The sequence below is a fragment of the Leisingera sp. SA215 genome, from assembly GCF_055902035.1.
This window is the reverse complement of sequence record NZ_JBVVXU010000035.1, coordinates 1-23,910: the sequence shown is the minus strand read 5'-3', so window position 1 is coordinate 23,910 and position 23,910 is coordinate 1. Positions and strand designations below refer to the sequence as shown.

The following is a 23,910-nucleotide window of genomic DNA, read 5'->3' as shown; positions in this document are numbered from 1 at the left end:
TCTGTCAGGATCTGCCCGTCCTCGCCGCTTTCGAAGAGCCGGCCAGCTTTGATCTGCCGGTTGATTTCTGCGTCCACCGCCTTGAAGTCTGAGCGGTAAGCGAAGTGCATTGCGGCCACCGTGAGATCTGCCCTGCTGTAGGCGGACTCCCGTTCACTGATGTGCTCGACGGCGCGGTTAACGGCCTGCCTGGGGTCAGTCTCCACGCGAGCCACGGCTGCGGCACTGGACAGCATGGACTTTGCCTTTTCGAACATTCCAGTTGGCTGGCCGGTTTCCGCAAGGGGGTCGATCGGGCGCTGCTGGTCGAGCGGTATTACGGGCTGCGGGGCTGCGTGACCCACCCGGCCAAGGTCCAGCTGATCCCGGCCAAGACCGGCTGCGAGTGCGTCTGCGCGCCAGGTTTCCCGCAGCGCGTCCCGGTCCAGATTTTTGTGCTTGGCCGCACGGGTGGCCAATGCCGCTTTGCTCGCTGTTTCCGGCGAAACATCCATTCCCTTTTTGTCGAGGGCATTGAGAATTTCCTGCCGCCGCTTGGAAAAGGCTTCGGTCACTTCCGGGGAAATTCCGGAGATATTCACTTCTCCAAATCTCCCGCGTTCCGTGGCAATGCCCAGGTCAGCCACCCGGTTCTCAAAATCGGATCGGTATATTTCAGTGATCAGTTTCTGATTTTTGTATACGGCTTCATTCCGGATTGCCGAGTATCCGCCGTTTTCGTTTTTGACCATATTGGCAATGACGGCGTGGCTGTGCAAATTCGGATCAAGCGCGCGGGAGGTATCGTGCCGGTAAATTCCCGCAATAATACCTTCCCCGTTTTTAGTGACGATTTCCCCGTCCTGCTGGAAACGCGTTTTGATAAACCGCTCTTCCACCACTGTCATAGCCGCGCGCACTGCGGCGTCATGGGCCTCAATAATGCGTTTGTCGCCAATCACCAGGGCGGCCACTGAAGCCGACTTGGACGCAGAAAAGGTAAGGTCAAGGCCGGGGCGGTGCTGGCGTTCGCCGTCCACATAGCGGCCCATCAGCTTGCCGTCCGGTGCTTCACCATCGAGCAGCTGTGCAAAGTGCCTGTCATCGACAAAGCCGCTCAGACCGTTTTCCTCCGCGGCCTTGCCGAACCAGGTGGCCGCGCGTTCGCCTTCCTCGGTTCCCGCTTTGTAATAGCCTTCCTGTTTGTAATAGCCGCTGGCAGCTGCCCCGGCCGAGACGTTTGAAATCGACAACATGTCACTTCACTCCCCGGATGGTGGTTTCCACCGCCAGCAAGGCGCTGGCGGCGGATGTTTTGGCGGGAGCCTTTTCCGGCGCCGCCGGGCGCTGAGGGGTCTTCCGGTCCGTATGCGCCTGGCCGAAGGCCGGATGCGCGCGGACGGAAAGGGGCAGGGCGGGCGTCTCCGGCGTTCCACCCGGCGCAGTGCCCAGATCATCCTCTGGCGGTGCTGCAGCCGGGGCAGGTTTCCGGACCGGAACCTCCGGCGACGGTGCCGGGCCGGGTTTCGGCTGAGCCGGGGCAGTGCCGGGGTAGGGGAGCGCTGCGGTTTCACGGGTCTTGGCGGTGCCGTTGCCCGCGAATCCGGCATAGGGGTCCGGCGGGCCGATCTCTTTCACATCGCGGCCGCGCACCCGGGCAGTGGCAAAGTGCTGCCAGTACCAGTCCCGTTCAGAGGTGTTGGCGGGATTCTCGATCTGCGACGCACCTTCAGGGCGTACGCGGTCCAGAAAGCGGAAAAATTCGGCCTTCTGTTCTTCGGGTTTCAGCGAGGCAAAGCCCTCTTCCGCGGCCTCACCCTCTTCAATCTCCACATTCACGGCGGCGACCTGCATTCCGCCCGCATCGAAGCCGTTGCCCTTGTACGGGATGAATTTTTCCGCGGTGGCGATGGTCGGCACCGGCTCAAAGCGCACCCTGGCGGTCGGGGCGTCATAGGCCGGGCGGAAATAGGCCACGAACTGGGGCAGGGACTGGATTTCCGCCGGGGTGACAATCGCGCGCTGGGTGCGGCGGCCGACAATGCCCACGCCGTCGCGGGTGTCATGGGCGCCCAAGGTGATGTTTTCCTGCTGCTCGATCACATCCTCCTCGCCTAGGGAGCGGGAGGAGCGCTGCGCGGTGTTGTAATCGGGGGTGTTGAACACAACCCGGTTGTTCAGGACGCCGGAAATGGTCTCCGCAGCCTTGTCGCCGTAGATATCCTCCAGCTGGGCAAACACCTGGTAACCGACGACGAAGGCGCCGCCGAACTGCCGGATTTCCGCCAGGCTCTTGGGCAGGAAGGGCATCTTGTTCAGGGTCGGCACCTCATCGAGGAAAAACCAGACCTTGGGGTCGCGGCTTTCCTCAGTGGTCATCAGCGCGTTGGCGGCCACCTCAAAGACCGTCGAGACGATGTTGCGCACCGCGGCCGACTGTTCGGCGTTGCCGGTCAGGAACACAAAGCCGGGCCGGTCATTCACAACCCAGTCGCGGATCGAGAAGGGTTCGGCATCATCGCGCAGGTATTCCAGGAACCGCAGCTCGGTGATCATGTTGGCGCGGATCGAGCCGGAGGTTTTGGCAACATGCTCTCCGAAGAAATGCGTGCCGGGCGTCGCAGCCACCAGCTTGCCCAGTTCATCGGAAGGAATGTTCATGATGGCCTTGCGCAGGTCAGCGTTGGTGGTCTTTCCGGCCCTTGCCAGCTCACGGGCGGCGTACAGGAAGACAAGCCGGGCGGATTGGGTCCAGAAACTGTCCAAGGAACCTTGCTGATCCGGGATCATCACCTCGGCGATCTGCGCAAAGCCTTCCGGTGACACCACCTCGTTGAACGGCGACCAGCCCACGGAGCGCTCATCGAAGGGGTTGAGGATGATGTCTTTTTCCGGGTCGTAATGGTCGCGCAGCAGGCCGCCCATTCGGTCATAGATGATGGCGCGGCCGTCAGCCGCGCGGATGGTGTTCAGCAACTCGTGCATGGCATTGGTCTTGCCAACGCCGACGGTGCCGGTGATGCCGATCTGCGCTTCCACCGCATTGGGGGGAAACTCGATCCCGGCCAGCGTGTAGCGGGGGCCAGTCTTGGAGCCCCTGCCAAAGCGCTTTTCGTATTCGCGCCACTTCCGCTTTGACCAGGCTTTCAGCTCCTTGGCGGTGACCAGCCGGGCGCCCCGGATGTGCTCTTCCTCTTTCAGGGAGCGGCCCACCAGCGCAAAGACGGCAAAAACGATGATGAAGGCCGCAGCGGCGGGCAGCAGCGAGATATAGAGGAAACGCCAGGCATTGGCTGCGTAGAGGTCATAGATCGCGCGCAGGCCGGGGTCTGCATAGATCTGGCCTGCAGTACGCGTCATGCGCTGCCCGTCGAGGTCCAAGTAGTGCAGTTCCCGCTGTTCAGTGCCGCGCTGTTCGACGTTGAACTCTGCAATCCAGTAGATGCCGGTGAGCCGTACCTTTTTCAGCTCGTAATTCTTTGTGACCAGGATCAGAAAGCTGATGGAGAAAGCCGCAGCGGCCATCGAGATGCTGTACTTGAGCACCTGGGTGGCCATACGGGTCCAGTGTTGTGTTGTCTGACCGCCTCTGACAAGCTGGGTATGTCCTTTATTGCGCATGGGCGTAGTCCCTCGTTCCTTAGCCGCAAGAGTGATCCCAAGACTCAGGACACTGCGGCACCTCGAAGTTCCTGAATTCATTCGGCAAAAGCCGGGGTGCCGCGGCCCGGATGTACCACCGGGCCGCGCTGTGAGCGATCTGCGCTATAATCATACTTATGTTAAATAAGTCAGTATTACTGACCTAACTGTGACCCGCTGCACCTCTATGGCGGCTTCGCGTGACGCATGAGGTTTTCCAGCTCAGGCATGCGGCTGGCCGGTGCAATACTGCCGGTACGCATCATGCTCCACGCCTTTGACCAGCGCGGGTTCCCAGCCCTTTGCGGGGTCATAGACGCGCATGGTCATCAGGACGTTTTGCGGCGGCTCGTATGTCCCAAAACGGTTCTTGGCGGTGAACCGGGCGCAGACGAAGAAATCCTTTTCCGGGAACGGCCACAGGACGGCCGCATAGCGGACCGGCCCGACGCTCACATTCTTGGCGGTATCGCCTTCAGGAACATTGGCAATCAGCCATTGGCGCAGGGCCGCCAAACCCTGGGACTTGGACGGTCCGCCCGCCGGAACAGGTTTATCGAAGGTAATTGCGTGCTTGTCCGGCACGGAGCCGTCATTCAGGCAGCCGGAAAGCGCCGTTGCAGCGAAGATGGCGGAGATAAAGTGCTTGAAATTCATGCTCGTGGGTTCCTCTTTTCCGGGAGGATATTGCGGTGGGCTTCAGCAGCCGTTGGCGGGTTGCACGCGCTCGTGTCCTGTCAATTTAGCCGGATGCACATGCAATTCCCCGCGGCAGAAAGTTCTGGTCTCCGAAACACGGAGACCAGAGTTAGGACCGGGAATAGTGAAACCGTGGAGATGCGGCTGGGCGCGGCCCTGCCCTGCTGATCCCGGCACTTGGGCGAGAGGTTGTCTCCAGGGCGCAGCCGGAGTGACCCGAAATACGGCTTTGTGTTCCCATTGGCAGTACAGTTTTAGCGGCAGTTGTCAGGTTTGAAATTCTGGTTTTCTTTCCTTAGAGCATTCGGAAGTTCTGCGAAACCTGCCAATCTGACCCCGGTCAAAACGGCAATAAAAGGATCTGAATCCAATAAAGTCAGGGGGTTGAGCATTTCGCCCTCACCATTTCTGTCCAGGGCGGATCGGCATCTTCAAAACTCGCTATAAGAGCATTTACCAGAGGCCATATTTTCTCGCTTTTTTCGGAGCGCTTTTACGCAGTCTCTGCTTCCGGTGTAGGGCGTCAACCTCCTTGGCAGCGGCCAAGATGGTTGTCGCTCATCATTCCGGCCTCCCGTTGCCGTCGGGGTCCTCCCGGTGGCAGGGCAACCAACAAACTCCGGCGATCGCATAAACCCAAAGACACCCTCCTCGCGCCCGCTGAAACGCCAGCGGGCCAGACAGGATGGTCAAATCACTGCATCGTGCAAAAAATCTGCCCCTCATGCAGAGGTCTCGACGACTCAACTCGAGCTGTTCCCGAACAAGACAGACCGCCATGATGCCCGCGGCCTCGCCCAGATCGTGCGAACTGGCTGGTTCAAGGCCGTGCAGATCAAGAGCCACGAAGCTTACGTCAACCGGGCGATGTTGACGGCGCGTGAGGCGCTTGTCGGTATGCGCGTCAAGCTGGAGAACGAGATCAGGGGGCTGCTGAAGACCTTCGGCGTGATGTTCGGCAAGCGGGTTGGCGGGTTCAAGCGCCGGGCCGAGGAAATCATCCGAGGCGAGCTGGCGGTCTCCCCGGAACTCGTCCCGATCTTCGAAGCTCTGATGCAGGCCAGACGCGACATCCTTTCCCACATCGCAGCTCTCGACAGTCGGATCCGGGCAATTGCCAGGCGGCATGCTACTGCCCGACTTCTGATGACAGCGCCCGGAGTTGGGCCGATCACGGCCATGGCGGTTGTCTCGGCCTTTGATGACGCATCTCGCTTCCGGCGCTCGTCCAGCGCGGGTGCCTATCTCGGGCTGACCCCGAGGCGTTACGAATCCGGCGAGATCAGCCGCAACGGCCGGGTCTCCAGGCGCGGGGACAGGTTCACGAGGAAATGCCTCTACGAGGCAGCCAACGCGATCTTCTGTCGGAATCTTGGCGACACGGGCCTGCGCAGCTGGGCCAAAGCGATTGCCGAACGGACAGGCCCAAGAAAGGCGAAGGTCGCACTGGCGAGAAAGCTGGCCGTCACGCTGCACGCCATGTGGCGCACGAACACGCCGTTCCGGGAGGAGGCCATGGCATGAGGAAGACCTGAAACCCCGCTGATCCTCAGCGAAACGGAATGCGTCCAGCCGGGACGCGCAGCGAGGGTGAGATCGCCCCCACAACTGCGGCAAAGACCGCGTACACCACTTCGATCCACCCAACCCTGAATGCAAACATGCGGCGCCCCATGCGATGACCGCGGAGAGAACCAAAGAGCCCGGCACGCAGGATGAACCGTAGAGATATCAGCTCTTGACCATGGCGATTAGATAACGGGATGGGGCACTACCCACCGCCAGCTTTCAAACCGCCCAAACACCAGATTCAGCCATAGCTCAGTCCCGCTATTTGCCGCTTGAACTTATACCTGCAAGAAGAAGAATCGCATTGGCATTGTCAGGTTGTTGAGTCGCAACCGAACCTTTTGGTGATCTCCGGCAATCAGGCGATGGCGTTTGGGGCGAAACAAGCTGGCGGTCTGATCGTGCACGGATAGAAATCGCTGTGCCTGGCGGAGGGACTTGAAACGCCCCATGATTTTTTCGCGCCGTCGAGTGTGCCGATGGGACGCTTCGCTCCGGTTGTTCAGCCCTTTGTGCTGGCGGTGTTCGATTCCGGGTGCGATCTCCGCCTTGGCCGCGCCGTAGGATCGCAGCTTATCCGTCACGAGGACACGAGGCTGGCCCCACCGTTTCATGAGTTTGCGCAGAAAACGCTGGGCGGCGGCCTTATTGCGGCGCGATTGAACCAGGATATCGAGCACATCGCCATTGGCATCAACGGCGCGCCAAAGCCAGTGCGTTCGACCCTTGATACGGATCACGACTTCATCGAGATGCCATTTGCCGGCCGGCGCCGGACGGTCTCGGCGTACTTTGGCGGCAAACTGGAGCCGAACCGGTTCACCCAGTCACGGATCGTCTCGTACGAAACTGTGACACCGCGTTCCGCCAAAAGGTCCTCGACGTCACGCAGGCTCAGGGCGAACCGATGGTAGGCCCATACAGTGTAGCCAATGACGCTCCGCGGAAACCGGAAGCCTTTGATCCGGGACAAATCTTCAATATTCAGCATGGCCGGAGAGTAACCGGGCATGTAAGCTTCAACAACCTGACAATGCCTGCCCCGCTCTATCTGCCCCGTGGGCCTGAAACACATTCTTCGCCAGATCGAGCCCGACCGTGATAATCTCTGACATGACCGCTCTCCTTTGTGGATCGTTGCAGACCCACCTTGGCACATTGATGCCGTCGGGGGGCGGTCACATCATCAACGCCCGCTTGAGCTATTTGAGGGCTCCGCGCCCGCCGCGCTTGCCAAGCCCGAAACCGACGACTACCAAAATAAAACCCGCAGACTCTCCTTATGACCGAGGGACCAGCGGGGGGCACGTCACAATGAAAAACGCCCGCACTCATCGCACGGGCTGCTGACTCCGACCAAGGCCTATGATACGCCACCCCAGACTCTGAAAGCCGCCGCCTGACATGAAACCCATGCTGTCGCTTAACCCGGCGGGAAACTGGTCGAAAAACCGGGGCCACCTCTGCGGCCCTGGCTGCTTCGGCGGTGAGGCCGCACTACAGGAGTATCTCTTCCCCCGGCTTACGGCGTTTGCGCATTAGCGCTGGAAACTCCCCAACTGGAAAGGGCCCACCCAGGGGCGCCCTCTTTCTTGCCTACCGTTGGGAGCTCTCCCAGTTCGGATCTCTGTAATAGGGCAGGTTTGACGGCGGCAGCGGGTCTTTGTCTGCAATCATATCTGCTGCTTTCTCGCCAATCATCATGGCCGGACAGTTGAGGTTGGCTGAAGGAATGATGGGCATTATGGAGGCATCTGCCACCCGCAACCCTTCGATACCATAAACCCTGCATTCCGGATCCACTACGGCCATTGGATCGGTACCCATCTTGCAAGTACCGCTGGGATGGTACGAGGAATGGCAGGTTTCCCGGAGCCATTTCTCCAGTTCAGCATCGCTTTGCACCTGTGCGCCGGGGAAAATTTCCTCGCCGGAAAAGGCCGCCAGGGATGGTTGCTGCAGAAGTTGTCGGCTGAGCCGGAAGCCTGCTTTCAGCTCCTCCACATCCTCGGGGTGTTCCAGCAGATTATAGCGGATACGCGGCGGTGCAAACGGATCGTTTGAGGCTAGCCGTACATAGCCGCGGCTTTGCGGGCGCTGGTTGGAGAATTGCAGCTGGAAGGCGTGCTGTTTTATGAAGTCTGCCGAGCCTTCGGCAACAGCGATCTGGAACAAGGCAATCTGCAGGTTGGGAAAACGCACCCCGGCCTTGGTCCGGATGAAACCCACAGCATCGAAATGATTGTTGGCCAGCAGCCCCTTTCGGGTCAGCAGCCAGTCCACGACACCTTTGGCCTGCGAGAGCAAGTTCAGGTGTTGGTAGAGCGTCACTGGCTGGGTGCAGGACACCTGCAGCGAGGTCAGCGGGTGATCCATTAGGTTTTCACCAACCCCAGGCAGATCATGAACCACTTCGATGCCGTGTTCACGAAGTTGCGCGGCGGGCCCGATACCGGAATGCATCAGGATCATCGGGCTATTGAAGGCCCCCGCCGACAGGATCACCTCGCGCTTCGCCTTGATCATGACTTCCTGCCCGGACTTCACCATCCGGACACCGGTGGCCCTGCGCCCTGACAAAATGATACTGCGCACATGGCAATCCGTGTTAATGACCAGGTTCGCTGGAGGATTGCGCAGGTAACATTGCGCAGTCGAGGAGCGGCGGCCGTCAGCGACGTTCTTTGGCAGCAGCCCAAAGCCATCTTGCTGGCCGCCATTCACATCATCGGTGCGCAGGTAGCCGGCCTCGCTGGCAGCCCGCAGGAAGGCCTGGGTTAGCGGGTTGTCAGCACCCATGGTAGAGGCGCGGATCCGGCCCTCGCTGCCACGGTAGTCACTGGCGCCGTCCACACGAGTTTCCAGCCGTTTAAAATAGGGCAGCACATCAGCATATGACCAGCCCTTGGCGCCCGCTTCAGCCCAGCCTTCGTAGTCCATCGGATGTCCGCGCAGGTAGAGCTGGCCATTGATTGAACTGGACCCTCCCAACACCTTGCCCCGCGGCTGAACCAGCACCCGGTTATTCAGGTAGGGCTCTGGTTCTGTTTCATAATTCCAGTTGTACTTTTGAGCATTATAGGCGTATCGCATAGCCGCCGGAATATGGAACAAGGGGCTGCTATCCCTCTTCCCTGCCTCCAACAGCAGTACGGAAACAGAAGGGTCTTCTGCAAGCCGTGCAGCAATGATGGCCCCGGCACTGCCGGATCCAACCACCACATAATCGCAGGTATTCATCAGTTGTCTTCCCTATTTTAGCCTTTTCAGCTCTTGGCCGCTGTGGCAGGCGTAGACGGCCCTGACTGCGGATCCGCTTCCGTGAATTGACTAAGCTCTCGTTTCGCACGAACTGTGGACTGGTCAATGTGTCGGGACATCAGGACCACTGCCTTTTCGACGTTGGCCAAACGAACGGCATCCAGAATGGCCTCATGCTCGAAATTGTGTTTTCCAATCATCTGGCTACGGTCAACCACTCGAAACTGAGTGATCCGGGCAATTCCATCATACTGGTCTTTGATAATGGCAAGCGAACGCTTCATGGGCGACGGCTCCAGCAACGCGAGGTGAAACCGCCGGTTCAGCTCCACTTTCTCCCACAAGTCGGTCGAGCGTTCATCCTGCTCAAGCAGTGCTGCACATGCCGTTATAGTGTCATTAGCGTGGCGTGGTACTGCATCCGCTAACACAATCGGCTCCAACGCACCGCGGATCTGGTTCATCTCGATCAACTCAAGTTCGTTCATTCGCGCGATGATCGGGCTACGGCGGGGACGTAACTCAACCAGGCTTTCGGCGGCCAGCATCCGGATCGCCTCGCGCAATGGTACGATGGAGATTCCCATTTCTTTCGCCAGCGGCATGATCTTCAGCTCTTCACCCGCCTTCAATTCGCCTGCAATGATCCGCTGCTTCAGAACTTCATAGATAGCTTTAGGGCCATCACCATAATTTAGAAATTGTTTCATGATCCACCCCACCTATGTATCAATTTCGAGACCGCACAGAGCCTCTGCCGCAGCCAAAACCATCCGATCCCGGCCGAAAGCGCCAATTAGTTGAATACCGACCGGCAATCCGGAAGGCAGCATTTTTATTGGCATCACATGCGCAGGCAGATAGCACAGGCTGCCCAGCATATGCAGCATATGCTGTTCGAGGATAGCTTCCTCACGGCCATTTACCGGAACCGTGCGGACGGTGACATCGCAATCCGGCCGTAATGGAGCAGCCGGCCCGGCTGCCGCGGGACATAGCAGCAAATCATACTCCGTAAAGAAACCCTCCAGCTTTCGGCGTAGCTGTAGTCGCTCCTCATGCAGTACCAGCCAATCGCGGTGACTGAGACTGTTGCCACGGGCATTCAGCGCCGCATAGGTCCCTTGCGGGACGCCTCCCCTTTGCCGGTCCCGGAACTCTTCAACCAGCTCAGCGTTGCGAGACGTTTCCGCCCGTACCAGCAGATTCATAAGCTCGGTTGCACGGGTGAAATCAATCTTCGGTCCAGTATCTGTCACATCGATACCAGCAGCCCGCAAACGCTTGGCAAACTGTTTAATGGCCGCTCGATAGACGTCGTCTATAGGGCAACCGACCAAATCAGGAAGCACTGCAATGCGTAGTGAGCTGGTATCGAACAGCTCGCCTTCCGCATCTCCGCTCAGTACAGAATAGGCTAGCGCAACATCCCTGGCCGATCGCGCGAGCGGGCCCGCGGCGCCGATATCCGGTTCACGCAACTCTGAGAGCGGACTGTGGCCGCGTAAGGAAATTCGCCCCCAACTTGGCTTCAGTCCATGAATACCACAGTTGTGCGCCGGAAGACGGATTGATCCGCCCTGGTCGCTGCCGATGTCTATATAGGACATTCCAGCAGCCACAGCCGCCGCAGAACCGCCGGACGAGCCGCCCGCACTACGCTCCGGATCAAAGGGGTGGCGCGTGGCACCAAACAAGGGGTTAGCTGTTTCCCAATCGGATAAATAGGGCGGGATATTGGTCTTGCCCAGAATGATGGCTCCTGCTTGCTTCAGCGTCGCCACAACCGCGGAATCCTCTTTTGCAAGCTCACCTTCCCGTGCCGGGTCACCCCAAGTGGTCGGATGACCTTGCCAATCAAAGCACTCTTTCACGGTAACCGGCACCCCATGAAGCGGCCCGATGGGCTCAGATGCTGCATCGCAGGCCTCGGCAGCCGCCTGGGCACCACTCCGGTCTTGATAGATCACCGCCCTCACCAGGCCATTGCGCCGGTCGATGGCCGAGAAACAAGCCTCCAGTGCGCCACGCGCGGTAACCGATCCTTGCGCCAGCGCCTGGCGCAGTGCCACCGCATCCGGCCATACATCGTCCGGCAGGGGATTTCGCACCGCCATTGCCATGTTCATCCGGCCTCAAGCACTTTGGATAAGAACTGTTGCAGGCGTGCGTTCTGCGGATTGTCAAACAGTTGGTTCGGTACACCCTGCTCGACCATGCGGCCGCCATCAAAGAAGCACACGCGGTCTGAAACTTCCCTTGCAAACCCCATCTGATGAGTGACCAGAAGAATGGTGTAGCGGCCGGACTTGGCCAGATCTCGGATTACCTCCAAGACTTCCCCTACCATTTCCGGATCAAGCGCCGAGGTTGGTTCATCAAAAAGCAGGATTTCGGGGTGCATGGCCAGCGCCCGAGCGATTGCAACACGCTGTTGCTGACCACCAGAAAGCTGGCTGGGATAGTGACCGACCTTGTCTGCCAGTCCCACCATTGTCAACAGACGCATCGCCTCTGCCTTCGCCTCCGTCTTAGACTGGCCCAGAGTGTAAACCGGCGCTTCGATACAGTTTTCCAGCGCTGTCATATGCGGAAAGAGGTTAAAATTCTGAAACACCATACCGAGCTTCGAGCGGATTCGGCGCACATGCGCCTTGCTGGCATCGACCAGCGCGCCGTTTTTCTCCATTCGGTTCAGTGGTTCGCCATCCACATACATGGTTCCGTCCTGGATGCCCTCAAGCGTCATCAGCACTCGCAGCACCGTTGTCTTGCCGGAACCGGACGGGCCGATGATCGAAACCACCTCCCCTTTATCAACGCTAAAATCGAGATCTTTCAGCACTTGCAGCTTGCCGTAGGCTTTGAGCACTTTGTCGAATTGAATCATGGGATGGGTCAATGCAGGATGCTCCTCTTGACATAGTTCTCAACCAGGCGGATCAGATATGCTGCGATGAAACTCATCACCAGGAAAAAGATCCCGGCAATGGTGACAGCTTCGGTAAAGCGGTAGTACTCCGCTCCGATCAGCTTGGAAATTTGCATAATTTCTGCCACTGCCACAAATGACAGCAGCGGTGTTTCCTTGAAAATTGCCACCAGGTAATTGCCCAATGCAGGTACGATCGGCGGCAAAGACTGCGGAATGATCACATCCCGGTAAGTGCGGTAGGTCGAGAGATTAAGCGCAATGCTGGCCTCCCACTGTCCGCGTGGAACTGCTTGGAAACCAGCTCGATAGACTTCGGCGCAGAGGGCTGAATTGTAGATAGCAATAGCCAGAATACCAGTGGTTAGCGGTGGTAGAGTGATGCCGAAGTCTGGCAGCAGGAAGAACAGAAAGAAAATCTGCACCAACAGAGGGGTTGCCCGGATGAACTCGATAATTTCCGTCGCAGGTTTACTTATCCAAGGCGAGCGGTTCGTTTTCAAAAGCATCAGAACAAGTCCGCCGATCAACGCCAGGGAAAAGCTCGCAATCGTTGCCCAGACTGTGACTCCAGCCGCTTCCCACATCTTGGGTAGCACCACGTCGAATGTGAAATCCCAATTCCAGTCCATGGCTCAGACCCTCTTGCTTAGGTGGCGTGAGAAACGTTCTTCCAGAGCGTCACCACCGAAGCGCACGAACTGGGCAAAACAATAATAAAGCATGAGCGTAACCGCAAAGATTTCCACAGTGCGGAAATGCAGCTGGTTCTGCTGGACGCTGGCATAGGTAATATCGACCAGCGTCACGGCTGAGACCAGCGCGGTTGCCTTGATCAGCTCAATGGTCAGGTTGACCATGCCTGGAATCATAATTGCAATGGCTTGCGGGAGGACAATCCGTACCACCCGGTTCCAAGATGTAATGTTCAAGGCAATAGTGGCTTCCGTTTGCCCCTTCGGAACCGCACCAATAGCGCCGCGTGCAATTTCGGCGCCGTAAGCACCAAAGTTTAGCCCAATGCCCAGCACGCCCGCCAGAACAGGTGACATGGTGACACCGAATTCTGGCAGCACGAAGAAAAGCCAGAACAAGATTACCAGCAGTGACGTGCCGCGAAAGATCTCAATATAGCCGATCGCCAGCCAACGCACAGGCCCTGCGGCTTTTGCGCGTGCTATCCCTGCAATCAGCGACATCGCTATAAAGACGATCCAGGACAGCACTGAGATCTGAACGGTGATTACCGCCCCTTTTAATATAGCGGGCAAGAACACCCTCAGCTCAGCGAAAGTTGCCGTAGCCAAACCCGCCAGAAAGGCAGCCAAGCCTATGGCAATGGCAATTCTTGGTACCATCTGGCCCTCTCCATCCTAATTGCGGCACCAACTTTCCTGTCGGCGCCGCCTTTGTTTTACTTGCTGCAGAGTTCCGCAGTAGTACTGATCGGCAATTCATCTTCCGTCATGCCATGCTGCTGCAACAACTCAAGGTGCTCTGGAGACCCGATGAACTCCTTCAACTCCACATTGAACGCTTCAACAAAATCAGAGTCCTCTGGTCGGAAGGCGAAAGCACCATGCGATACTGCAACCTTGCCAGCAACTTTCGAAAACGGGGCGGTGGGTTCAAGGCCGTCAGCCGAAGTCTTTTCGATAATTTCCCGTACTCCCGGACTGGAAACTGCCCAAGCTGATATTCGGCCGGCCTTCAATGCGGCAACCCCAGTCGGATTATCTGGAAGCGTCATAATCTTGCTGTCCTCCACGCCGGCATCCTTGGCATAACCCGTCTGAGCTGAACCGGAAACTACTCCAACCGCGAGACCTTTCTGGGCAATTGTTTCATAGTTAGTGATACCCTCGGGATTGCCTTTTAAGACGACCATCCCTTGCAAGATGCCAAAAGTTGGTTCTGAAAATCGCACTGCTGCACAACGCTTGGGCGTTACGAACATTCCAGCGGCGACCACATCAAAGCGTTCAGCCTTGACACCTGGGATCAGCGCGCCCCAGTCTACGCTCCCGGTTGATGCTATTTTTGCTCCCATCCGGTCCAAAACGATTCTCAGCGTCTCGACATCAGTACCGGTGAGTTTGCCACTGTCATCCTTGTAGGCATATGGCTTGAAGTTGTAGAAGGCCACACGCAGTCCGTCGCCCATGGCGCGATCCATTAGGTTTTCAGCGTGGGCTGCGACCGCAGGCACCACTGCTACGGCGGCCGCCATGGCGCCTTTCAGCATAGTTCTGCGGAGCTTGTTGAGTGCCATGATTTTTCTCCCTATCTTATATTGAGATCATACTTGGTTTTGATTAGCGGCATACTGCATCCGTGATTCACTTCCGCTGCTGCCAGATCTCTTTGGTTGCGGTGCCACAGGTCTGCCGTGGCACCAATCCATTGAAGTTCACCCTCAAGCTTCGATCACCGGGATCTCCCATTCGGCGACAGGGGCCGACAGCAGGTCCGGCTCACCGGTCGTCACCGCCCAATTGTCCTCGGCGTTGATGAAGCCCAGCTCATTTGAGAAGTTCGGGTTGCAGGCAAAGACATTGCCAACCTCAAAGGTGATGTCCTCAAACGCCGCCAGCGACGGGTATTCGGTGGTCTCGATGCCGACGCCGTGGCCGACCCGGCCAACGCCCATTGTCTTGAGGCCCCGTTCGGAAAGGTATTTGTCGACCACTTCGATCACATGCGCCGGGGTGTTGCCCGCGGTCAGCTGCATGTTGCAGTCATGGCGCAGCTGCATGGCCCAGGTGTAGAATTCGCTAAGCGCATCCGACGGCTTGCCGATCGAGGCAGTCCGGGCCAGGTCCGACCAATAGCCCCTGTAGCTGACACCCACGTCGAACCCGAGGGTCTCGCCTTTCTGGATAACCCGGTCGGTGGGCAGCAGCACAATGCCTTTTTCATTCGCACCCGACAGCACGCACAGAAGCGAGATCTTCTCGGCGCCGTTGGCAATCAGGTTCTGGCGCAGGATCTGGGCGACCTCGTTTTCGGTCATACCCGCGCGCACCTCCTGGAAAGTCTTCTTCTGCGCTTCGGCCGAGATGATCGAGGCGCGGCGGAGGTATTCGATCTCCTTCGGCGATTTCACGTTGCGCACCTTCAGGATGATATCAGCAGCGTCGATGAACTGCGCCTCGGGCAGGCCCTTCATCACTTCCTGCAGGCCCAGGTAGGAAATGCCTAGATACTGCTCGCGGCCCAGTTCGGCGCCGATGCGGGCTTTGGAAAGGCCCAGATCCTTCAGCACCCCAATGATAAACTCCGGATGGCCCATCAGTCCGCCGGTTGTGCGGATGTCGGTGATGAAGGAGGTCTGCTCCACCTGCGCCACTTCGAACGGCATGGTGATCAGAGTCGGGTCGCCATCCTTGGGCAGGATGAACATGTAGGAGCGGATCTTGTCTACGGCGCACTGCTCGGAGCGGTGGCCGGTGTAATATTGATAGTTCAGACGTTCGGTGATCAGCATGGCGTCGAGGTTCTTCTCGGCCATCAGAGCACGGGTTTTGGCGTAGCGCGCTTCGAACTCTTCTTTGGTGAAATCTGCATATGGAGCTGTCATGTCGTACCTTACACGAGTTGTATTTGCGTAGTATCATACTAGATAATATATTGTCTTGAGCAAGAAATTTCTACAAACCGGGTGGGAATGATGCCTGTGCAGAAGCGATTTCCCAACAAAACAGGGCTGTTCCGTTAATTTTTGAGCGGGGCGGGCCAGAGCTCATTTCCGACGCCACCCACAAGAATCGTGCGATTTTTCTGCAGAATGGCATCGCTGATTCTAAAAGGGCATCCCACTCGGAGCCGCGAATGCCCGCTGTCCGGCCTTGCTGCACAGGGCTAAACCGGGATCCTTCCCCAGTTCGTCACGACGCTTGACTCTCTTTAATACTAGATAATATATTGTTGCTGAAGTCAGCAGCGGGAGATAGCCAGTTGAAACTTTTTTCAGACAGCGACATGAAGGCCGCACTGCCCTGGCCGACACTGATTGCTGAGCTCAAGCAAGCTTTTGCTAAAGGCGTCTCGCAACCCTTGCGTACCGCGCACACTGTGCCAGTTCCCGGAGAGCCGGACGCCACATTCCTAGCGATGCCGGCCTGGGAGAGGGGCGGCAAGCTGGCAGTGAAAATCCTGTTCATCGCACCCGGCAACTCGGCCCGGAATCTTCCCGCGGTGAATGCCAGCGTGATGGTATTCGACGCCGTGACAGGTCAGGCCGAGGCCGTAATGGAAGGCGGTGAACTGACCGCCCGGCGCACCGCCGCCACTTCTGCCCTCGCAGCCGATCTGATGGCGCGCAAGAACGCAAGATCTCTACTGATTGTGGGCGCCGGCACCATTGCTGGCAATCTGATTTCCGCCCACCGCGCTGTGCGCGACTATGAAACAGTCAAGATCTGGGCCCGCCGTTCCGAACAAGCCCAATCGCTGGCCAGTCATTTTGACGAGGCGGTTACTGTTGCCACCGATCTTGACGCTGCATTGGCCGAAGCAGATGTGGTCGCCGCCGCCACCCTTGCAAATGAGCCGCTGATCAAAGGCGCGTTGCTGAAGGACGGCACGCACCTGGATCTGGTCGGCGGCTTCACAACAGATATGCGCGAGGCTGACAGTGAGGCGCTCAAACGCGCTACAGGCGGCATCATCGTCGATACCTATGACGGCGCCATAGCCGAGGCCGGGGATATCACCCAGCCGCTGGCCGAAGGCGCTATCAGCCGCGCCGATATCGTTGGCGACATGGCCGAGCTCTGCCGAGGCGAGGCGAAGCCGCGCCGCTCAGACAGCCAGATCACCGTTTTCAAATCCGTGGGGGCTGCGATTGAAGATTTTGTCGCCGCCCGCATGGCCGCCGCATCCTGAAACTGAATGGAAAGATAATGACCGATTTCAGATTTGCCCGCCGCTCTGCCATTCTTGGCAAATCGGTGTTCGACCACGCCCCGGGCACAATTGCCCTGAACTCTGGCGCCGCCTACCCGCCCTGCCTGCCCGACGTGGTTCGCGAGGCAACTGAGGCCGTCGGCCCACTGCGCGAAGAGGCCATGCAGTACGCTCCGCTGATGGGATTGGACGATCTGCGTGACGAGATCTGCAACTTCGTAGCCGAGGACGGAATCAAGGCCTCCCGTAAAAACGTGCTGGTTACCTACGGCTCCAAAAGCGCCTTTGACTTGGCCCTTCGGACCTTCTGCGAAGCTGGCGACACCGTGATCGTCACCCGCCCGACTTATATGACCGCCATCCACATCATGCGCACCCATAACGTGCGCTTCCTGGACATCGGTCAGGATGAGGAAGGCTTCTGCACCGACGAGTTGGAGGTAAAACTCCGACGGATGGAAAACAACGCCGAACAGATGCCCAAGCTGCTGTTCGACGTGCCAGATTTCCACAACCCGACCGGCATCACAACTTCGCACGCGCGGCGCAAGAAGATGCTGGAGCTGGCGAAGCGCTACAATTTCGTTATCTGCGAAGACGACCCTTACCGCCGCATCCGGTTCGAAGGCGAGGTAATCCCGTCAATCAAGTCGATGGACACAACCGGCCATGTCATTAGCCTCGGCACCGTGTCCAAGATCCTCGCTCCCGGCCTGCGCGTCGGCTGGGCCATCGGCGACGCCGACGTGATCCGACGCATGGCGATGCAGAAAGCAGATGGCGGCTCCAACGCCTTTGCGCAACGGATTGTCGTTCAACTGATGCAGTCGAACAAGATGGCGCATCACATCGACGAAATGATCCGCCAGATGCGCATCCACCGCGATGCAATGATCGAGGCCTTCGCCGAACACATTCCTGAAGCCAAAATCCGCGCCCCGCATGGCGGCTATTTCCTGTGGGCCAGCCTGCCCGAAGGTACCGATGCCGAGCGGCTGGTGGAACTGGGCATCAAAGAGGGAGTCGAAGTGTCCTCCGGCCGTCTCAGCTTTCCCGATGACGATCCCGGAAACTGTATCCGCATGGCCTACAGCTTCATCACGGTGGACGAAATTAAAGACGGCATCGCCAAGCTCGGTGCCGCGTGGCGTAAACTCCAGTCCCAAGCACAAGCAGCATAAAGCAAAAGGAATACTCTCATGCCCTGCCCCAAAGTTTCTCTCGCCCCCAGCTGCGAGATCAATCTAGACGCTGAAGGCAAGCAGCACGGCTACGTGCGCATCCAGTTCTCCTCGGACCGCTCTGCCTATGGTTGGCTGCCGATGCCGATCATGTCGATCAAGAACGGCGACGGCCCGGTGGCCGTGGTGATCGGCGCCAACCACGGCGACGAATACGAAGGCGTGTCGATATGCAACGGCCTTTATCAGGAGCTGGAGCCCGAGGACATCAAAGGCCAGATCATCTTCCTGCCAGCAGCCAACGCGCCGGCCTTCTATGCCGGCCGCCGCACCTCGCCGCTGGACTGGACCGGCGAAGCAAACTTGAATCGGATGTTCCCAGGCAACCAGTACGGCTCCCCGACCGAAATGATCGCCTGGTACATCACCAATCAAATAGTGCCGCGCGGCGATGCGTTCTTTGACCTGCACTCGGCCGGCAAATCCATAGACCACCACCCGTCTGTCAAAATCCGCCTGATGGGTGACGCCCAGAAGGACGCAATGCAGATGAAGTTCCTGGAGCTGTTCGGTGCGCCGCTTGGTGTCGTCGGCGACCGGGTTCATGAGACAACCCTGTCGGGCGAGATCCTCCCGTTGGACAAAATTTACCTCTCGACCGAGCTGGGCGGTGCCGGCAAGATCCGTCCCTGGATCCGCGAATTCGGCTTCAACGGCATGAAGCGCTGCCTTCGCGAACTGGGCGTCTTCACCAAGGACGAGCACTTGCCTGACCCCGAGCACAAAGTGTCTCTCAAGGCGATGCAGACCGGCGACCACTACATCTTTGCAGGCAAGGACGGTATGTTTGAGCCGGTGGTCAACCTGGGCGACGTAGTCGAGGACGGCCAGCTTGCAGGCTACATTTGGAATCTGAAGGAGCCGTGGGAAAAGCCGGAAGAGCTGCACTTCAACAAGGGTGGTGTGGTGTTCTGCAAGCGCACCCCGGCCCTGTGTGAAATCGGCGACACGCTCTTCTTCACCCTCAGCGACTATGAAGGCTGATCCAAAACTCTCTGCACGGTCCCGAGGCTCCTTGGGGCCGTGCACAGCTGGAAGCGCCGGACCTGGCAAAGGCTGCGGGCAGGCGCCCACCCTCTCTCTCCCCCGGGTTCTTCCGCAAAAGTCCTTTGCGTTTTTCCTTCTGCCCGGCGCCTCCATGCTCAGTTTCAGCTCGGCGATCGAACCTTTACGGATCGCTAACCAACTGGCTTCGCGGCCGATTTATTCTTGGCACACCTTGTCGAAAGACGGCGGCAGTGTAACCTGTTCCAACGGCACCGAGCTGGCGGTTGACGGGCCGCTCTCCATTCAGCCGCAGGCCGACTATTCCCTCATAGTGGCTGGCCCTGCTGTGCAGCACTCCACGCAAGCCCTAGCGGTTAACTGGTTACGTCGCAAGGCGCGGTTTGGCGGCACCGTCGGTGCAATTTCCAGCGGCACCGGACTGTTGGCCGAGGCAGGCCTGCTGAAATCCCGGACCTTCACCCTGCATTGGGAGGACCGGCTGGGTTTTTGTGAGCGTTTTCCGGAGCTGGAACCATTGGACCAGCTGTTCTGCGCCGATGGTCAGATCCTGACCTGCAGCGGTGGCACCGCGGCCCTGGATCTGTCGCTGCACCTGATCGCCGGCCACCACAGTCAGCGCTTTGCCCGCACGGTCTCGGACATGTGCGTCCACTCCGGCCTGCGCAGCGACCGGGAGCGCCCGCAAAGCTCACTTTCCTATGTATTGGGCAGCCGTAGCCCGCGTCTGGTTAAAGCCGTCAGCATCATGGCCGAGAATCTGGAAGATCCGCTGCCCCTTGAGGAGGTGGCGCATCGCACTGCGGTCTCGCGTCGTCACATGGAGCGGCTGTTCACCACTCACACCGGGCATACGCCGGGCCGCTACTACCGTGACCTGCGGCTGGAGCGCGGACGCAAACTGCTCAACGAGACTGACTACCCTCTGCCGGTCATTTCTGCCGCTTGCGGCTATTCCAGCACCACTACCTTTGCGCGAAGCTTCAAAAGGAAGTATGGCATTGCTCCAATCGAATACCATTCCCACCACCAGCCGGGAGCAACCCGTCACTAATAGGCTCACCTTTAAAGCCGCGCGGTTAACTCCTGCATCGCAGGAGATCTTAATAAATCCTGAGGGATTTGTGGATTGGGGCGATCTGCTTGATTTTCTGCGCAGAGCCTTTTCCCATACGATCGGTAAGGTTGATCCACCAAGTACCGTCTACAGTTGCAACGCCGCCGACCTTGCGAAGCGTTCTTCCCAAGAAAATCTCATGATAGTCAAAGAAGGCAGCCGAATTATTGGTTGCTTGTTCATGAAAGAACTAGAGAATGAGTTGTTTCTGGGCCGATTTGCCATCGACGAGGGGTCTCAAGGTAAAGGGCTTGCGCGTCAAATGATGGACAGAGCCGCTGATTGGGCCATCCAATGCGGAAAAGCGCGCCTTGTTTTGGAAACGCGAACAACTCTGAAGGAAAATCAGGAAAAGTTTAGGGCATTGGGCTTCTGCATTACGGGCGGCAGGGTGCACACAGGATACACAGTTGTAACAACTTTCAGAATGGCTCGAAAAGTGGGTCAGGATAATTAGCCGGGCCCGCCCCACGATGACCCCTGGAACTCGCGCTAGTGTTCCGAGTCTGACACTTCCTACCTGTTTCCCCGGATTTCATCCAGCGCGCCGAGTGCGCGGCGTTCGCGGGCAAGGATATCCTCTGCGCTCTTTGTCCACCTGAAGAGCTTGGGCGTCTCGTTGTGCTGCGCGAGATAGTCATAGATCGCGGCCTCCAGATCATCGACGCTGGAATAGCTGCCGCGTCGGATGCGCCTTGATGTGATCTCGGCAAAGAAACGCTCCACAAGGTTCAGCCAGGATGCGCTGGTCGGCGTGAAATGCAGCTTAAAGCGCGGGTGCTTGTCCAGCCAGGCCTTCACCTCGGGCGTCTTGTGGGTGGCGTAATTGTCGAGAACCAGATGCACGTCGCGCCGCGCAGGCACGGTCTTGTCGATCTGGCGCAGGAATTTCAGGAACTCTTTCGCACGATGGCGCGGCATACAATCGCCGATGACCTTGCCCGACTTCACATCCAGCGCGGCGAACAGCGTGGTCGTTCCATAGCGCTTATAATCATGGGTCATTGTGGCCGCGCGGCCCTTCTTTAGCAGCAGCCCGGGCTGGGTGCGGTCCAGCGCCTGGATCTGGGATTTCTCGTCAACGCAGAGCACCACAGCCCGGTCTGGCGGATCGAGATAAAGCCCGACGATATCGGTGACCTTCTCCTCGAACATCGGGTCGTTCGAGACTTTGAACCCCTTCGTAAGATGTGGCTTCAAGCCTGCTTCCGCCCAGATGCGGCCGACGCTCGACGGCGAGATGCCCATGGCTCCGGCCATCAACGCGCGGCTCCAGTGCGTCGCATTGGGCGGGGTTTCCTGCACTGTCTTGGCAATCACTTTCAGCCTTGTTTCCATAGGCAGCGGCGGCACGCGCGAGGGCCGCGTCTTGTCACGCTTGAGGCCTGCAACGCCTTCATCGAGATACCGCTCCTGCCAGCGCCAGACCGTCGGCTTCGACATGCCAGTCCGTCGCATGATCGCGAAGGTGCCCTGACCATCCGCCGTCGCCAGCACGATCTCGGCCCGCCAGGCGAGCTTGCGCGGCGTGTTGCGGTCGCGGATCAAAGCTTGAAGTTCGGCGCGGTCAGCGGGGCCAAGGTAAAGGCAGATGTCAGAACGTCTCATGCGCCGAATATGGCACATCTTGCAGACGCTGGGAATCTTGTGTCAGGTGGCGAACACTAGGGTCAGGACTTCGGTAACGGGGGCGTCCCAGTCAAGCGGTTTTGCGCAAGACGATTGATCCGCCATAGCGGTTTCTTTGATATTCTTGGTGCCCGTCTTGGCTTCTGTCGCGGCTTTCGGCTGAGGTCCTTGGGGTACATGCTTCGGTTCGTGGTCAGCGCGGCGGCTGCCAACATGATGCTGGTTCGATGTAATTCCGATGTGCCCATCTCATAGGCGTACTTGACGGAAGTCAGCGACAGTCCAGACCACGGCATCATCGGAACCACGTCCCTGCGGGACCTCGAAAGCCTGCAATCAGGCAGGCAACGGGTGGGGTATCATCCTGTCAGACAGTGTTCGGCGCCGCAGCTGACTGGAAAGTTGTGCCATCTACCCAAATACGATGAAGAATGACCGCGATGCGGCGTGCGAGAGCGACCATCGCGATTTTACGACCGCGCCGCTGCGCGAGCTGAGCTCCCCATGTTCTCAGCCATGTCGATCGGCCACGGTTCATCATGACGGTTGCTGCCTGGCATAATGCTCGCCTCAGATTGACGTCTCCGGCTTTGGTGATGCCGCCTGACACATCCCGTTCACCGGACTGGTTGCGTGAGGGCGTCAAGCCAACCCAAGGACCAACCCTCTTCGAAGACCGAAAGCGGGCCGGATCATCGACAGCTGCGCGGAAGGTCAGCGCTACGACTGCACCGATCCCCGGCATTGTCATGAGACGACGGCATACTGCATCGTCTCCGGCATACTGGCGCACGCGCTTTTCGAGACCAGCCAGTTCCTGTCGTAGAGATTCTCTGGCCCGCAGCATAGGTGCTGTCGCAGTTACCAACATTGGATTGCCAACCGCCAATTGCCGAATGCGCGCCTCAAATCTACCGCGAGAGATCGCACCGACCTTCAGACCGAAGTTTCGTAGCAGTCCACGCAGCGACATTTCCAATGCGAGCATGCCCTGTTGAATGGCTTTCCGGGCGCCGAGAACAGCGCGGACTTCCTGAGCCGATACCGACTTACAGTGAACCGGACGGAACCAGCCGAGGTGGAGAAGGCGCGCAATCCCTTCGGCATCCCGACGGTCCGTCTTGATCGGCATTGCTTTCAGCGCTCCTTTCACCTGCCGCGTTTCCATGAGAACCGCACCAAGGCCAGCTTCGGTCAGCCCTCGATGCAGCCATTGCGACAGTGGCCCAGCCTCCAGACCGATTGCCGCGATGCTGCCGTCCAGATCGTCGAGCCAGCGCGTCAGAACCTCGGGTTCGCTTTCAGTCTCAGCCTCTTTGATGATCTTGCCGTGCTCGCTGATCACGCAGACCGAGGTCTTCGATAGCGATACATCCAATCCAACAAACAACTTCATCCCGTCATCCTCCATCTAGGTTCATTACGGGAATGGCGACAGCGCGGTGCTGATATGGCAAGTGGCAACGGCGGTGCGTGACGCAGGCCCCGTTACGGCATCTCATAGCCAATAAATGACGGTTGCGGCGAGGGCGATGGCTGAGAGGAAGACCTTGGGGCATCGGTCGTATCGGGTTGCCACGCGCCGCCAATCCTTAAGCCTGCCGAACATGATCTCGATCCGGTTGCGCCATCTGTATCGGCGCTTGTCGAATTTGACCGGGATCTTGCGTTGCTTTCGGCCGGGGATGCAGGCGCGTATCCCTTTGTCTTGTAACGCCTCTCGGAACCAGTCGGCGTCATAGCCTCGGTCCCCGAGCAACCAATCGACGCTTGGGAGGCTGCTGAGCAGCGCCCGTGCGCCGATATAATCGCTCACCTGCCCTGCGGTCACAAACAGGTTCAGCGGGCGCCCCTGGCTGTCGCAAATGGCATGCAATTTGGTGTTCATGCCGCCTTTGGTACGTCCAATCAGGCGTCCACGCCCCCCT

The 23,910-nt window shown here is 58.5% G+C and carries 20 protein-coding genes and 1 pseudogene; 6 read left to right on the top strand and 15 right to left on the bottom strand.

Features of this window, described 5'->3' with window-relative positions; genetic code table 11:
- The 3 genes from mobF to AC0KW6_RS20980 form a co-directional block, all read right to left on the bottom strand.
- A partial coding sequence (gene mobF, locus AC0KW6_RS20990) for a MobF family relaxase (protein WP_474035989.1) occupies positions 1-1,235 on the bottom strand: 1,235 nt, incomplete at its 3' end.
- 1 nt (position 1,236) lies between these two features.
- The gene (locus AC0KW6_RS20985) at positions 1,237-3,537 is read right to left on the bottom strand and encodes a type IV secretion system DNA-binding domain-containing protein (RefSeq protein WP_474035988.1); all 2,301 of its coding nucleotides are present in this window, start codon (positions 3,535-3,537) and stop codon (positions 1,237-1,239) included.
- Positions 3,538-3,843: 306 nt separating this feature from the next.
- Positions 3,844-4,278, bottom strand: a complete 435-nt coding sequence (locus AC0KW6_RS20980) for a hypothetical protein (RefSeq protein ID WP_474035987.1) — start codon at positions 4,276-4,278, stop codon at positions 3,844-3,846.
- A gap of 639 nt (positions 4,279-4,917) precedes the next feature.
- On the opposite strand from AC0KW6_RS20980, the gene AC0KW6_RS20975 reads away from it, so the two are divergent.
- Positions 4,918-5,844 carry an IS110 family RNA-guided transposase gene (locus AC0KW6_RS20975; RefSeq protein WP_474035986.1) on the top strand — a complete coding sequence of 309 codons (927 nt, stop codon included), beginning with the start codon at positions 4,918-4,920 and terminating at the stop codon, positions 5,842-5,844.
- Between the two features lie 323 nt (positions 5,845-6,167).
- On the opposite strand, the pseudogene AC0KW6_RS20970 reads toward AC0KW6_RS20975, so the two are convergent.
- From AC0KW6_RS20970 to AC0KW6_RS20930, 9 genes and pseudogenes are all read right to left on the bottom strand, one after another.
- Positions 6,168-6,880: pseudogene (locus AC0KW6_RS20970) on the bottom strand (IS6 family transposase).
- A 605-nt stretch (positions 6,881-7,485) separates the two neighbouring features.
- Positions 7,486-9,129 carry a choline dehydrogenase gene (locus tag AC0KW6_RS20965; protein ID WP_474035985.1) on the bottom strand — a complete coding sequence of 548 codons (1,644 nt, stop codon included), beginning with the start codon at positions 9,127-9,129 and terminating at the stop codon, positions 7,486-7,488.
- A gap of 26 nt (positions 9,130-9,155) precedes the next feature.
- Complete coding sequence (locus AC0KW6_RS20960) at positions 9,156-9,860, bottom strand: GntR family transcriptional regulator (protein ID WP_474035984.1); 705 nt, start codon at positions 9,858-9,860, stop codon at positions 9,156-9,158.
- Positions 9,861-9,872: 12 nt separating this feature from the next.
- Positions 9,873-11,279, bottom strand: coding sequence for an amidase family protein (locus AC0KW6_RS20955; RefSeq protein WP_474035983.1), 1,407 nt, complete (start codon positions 11,277-11,279; stop codon positions 9,873-9,875).
- Complete coding sequence (gene ehuA, locus AC0KW6_RS20950) at positions 11,276-12,040, bottom strand: ectoine/hydroxyectoine ABC transporter ATP-binding protein EhuA (protein ID WP_474035982.1); 765 nt, start codon at positions 12,038-12,040, stop codon at positions 11,276-11,278. Before ehuA ends, AC0KW6_RS20955 begins: the two co-directional genes overlap by 4 nt.
- Before the next feature lie 8 nt (positions 12,041-12,048).
- Positions 12,049-12,714 carry an ectoine/hydroxyectoine ABC transporter permease subunit EhuD gene (gene ehuD / locus AC0KW6_RS20945; protein WP_474035981.1) on the bottom strand — a complete coding sequence of 222 codons (666 nt, stop codon included), beginning with the start codon at positions 12,712-12,714 and terminating at the stop codon, positions 12,049-12,051.
- A gap of 3 nt (positions 12,715-12,717) precedes the next feature.
- Positions 12,718-13,440, bottom strand: a complete 723-nt coding sequence (ehuC, locus tag AC0KW6_RS20940) for an ectoine/hydroxyectoine ABC transporter permease subunit EhuC (protein WP_474035980.1) — start codon at positions 13,438-13,440, stop codon at positions 12,718-12,720.
- Positions 13,441-13,496: 56 nt separating this feature from the next.
- A complete protein-coding gene (gene ehuB / locus AC0KW6_RS20935) occupies positions 13,497-14,354 on the bottom strand; it encodes an ectoine/hydroxyectoine ABC transporter substrate-binding protein EhuB (RefSeq protein ID WP_474035979.1) in 858 nt (285 codons plus the stop codon).
- Positions 14,355-14,498: 144 nt separating this feature from the next.
- Positions 14,499-15,662 (bottom strand): M24 family metallopeptidase, encoded by a 1,164-nt coding sequence (locus AC0KW6_RS20930; protein WP_474035978.1) that lies wholly within the window; start codon positions 15,660-15,662, stop codon positions 14,499-14,501.
- 377 nt (positions 15,663-16,039) lie between these two features.
- Between AC0KW6_RS20930 and lhpI the strand changes: the two genes are divergently transcribed.
- The 5 genes from lhpI (at position 16,040) to AC0KW6_RS20905 (ending at position 20,810) form a co-directional block, all read left to right on the top strand.
- Positions 16,040-16,969 carry a bifunctional Delta(1)-pyrroline-2-carboxylate/Delta(1)-piperideine-2-carboxylate reductase gene (lhpI, locus tag AC0KW6_RS20925; protein WP_474035977.1) on the top strand — a complete coding sequence of 310 codons (930 nt, stop codon included), beginning with the start codon at positions 16,040-16,042 and terminating at the stop codon, positions 16,967-16,969.
- 17 nt (positions 16,970-16,986) lie between these two features.
- Positions 16,987-18,171: an aminotransferase-like domain-containing protein gene (locus AC0KW6_RS20920; protein ID WP_474035976.1), complete on the top strand. Its 1,185-nt coding sequence runs from the start codon at positions 16,987-16,989 to the stop codon at positions 18,169-18,171.
- A gap of 18 nt (positions 18,172-18,189) precedes the next feature.
- Positions 18,190-19,215, top strand: a complete 1,026-nt coding sequence (locus AC0KW6_RS20915) for a succinylglutamate desuccinylase/aspartoacylase family protein (protein ID WP_474035975.1) — start codon at positions 18,190-18,192, stop codon at positions 19,213-19,215.
- Between the two features lie 154 nt (positions 19,216-19,369).
- On the top strand, positions 19,370-20,290 hold the full coding sequence (locus AC0KW6_RS20910; protein WP_474035974.1) for a GlxA family transcriptional regulator: 921 nt from the start codon (positions 19,370-19,372) through the stop codon (positions 20,288-20,290).
- Positions 20,232-20,810, top strand: a complete 579-nt coding sequence (locus AC0KW6_RS20905; protein ID WP_474035973.1) for a GNAT family N-acetyltransferase — start codon at positions 20,232-20,234, stop codon at positions 20,808-20,810. Before AC0KW6_RS20910 ends, AC0KW6_RS20905 begins: the two co-directional genes overlap by 59 nt.
- A 59-nt stretch (positions 20,811-20,869) precedes the next feature.
- Here AC0KW6_RS20905 and AC0KW6_RS20900 read toward each other — a convergent pair whose 3' ends face one another.
- From AC0KW6_RS20900 to AC0KW6_RS20890, 3 genes are all read right to left on the bottom strand, one after another.
- Entirely contained in the window at positions 20,870-21,961 is a 1,092-nt protein-coding gene (locus tag AC0KW6_RS20900; RefSeq protein WP_474035972.1) for an IS630 family transposase, read from the bottom strand.
- Positions 21,962-22,349: 388 nt separating this feature from the next.
- Positions 22,350-23,378: an IS110 family RNA-guided transposase gene (locus tag AC0KW6_RS20895; RefSeq protein WP_474035971.1), complete on the bottom strand. Its 1,029-nt coding sequence runs from the start codon at positions 23,376-23,378 to the stop codon at positions 22,350-22,352.
- Between the two features lie 102 nt (positions 23,379-23,480).
- Positions 23,481-23,910: IS5 family transposase (locus tag AC0KW6_RS20890; RefSeq protein WP_474035970.1), on the bottom strand; the 430-nt coding region annotated here is incomplete at its 5' end.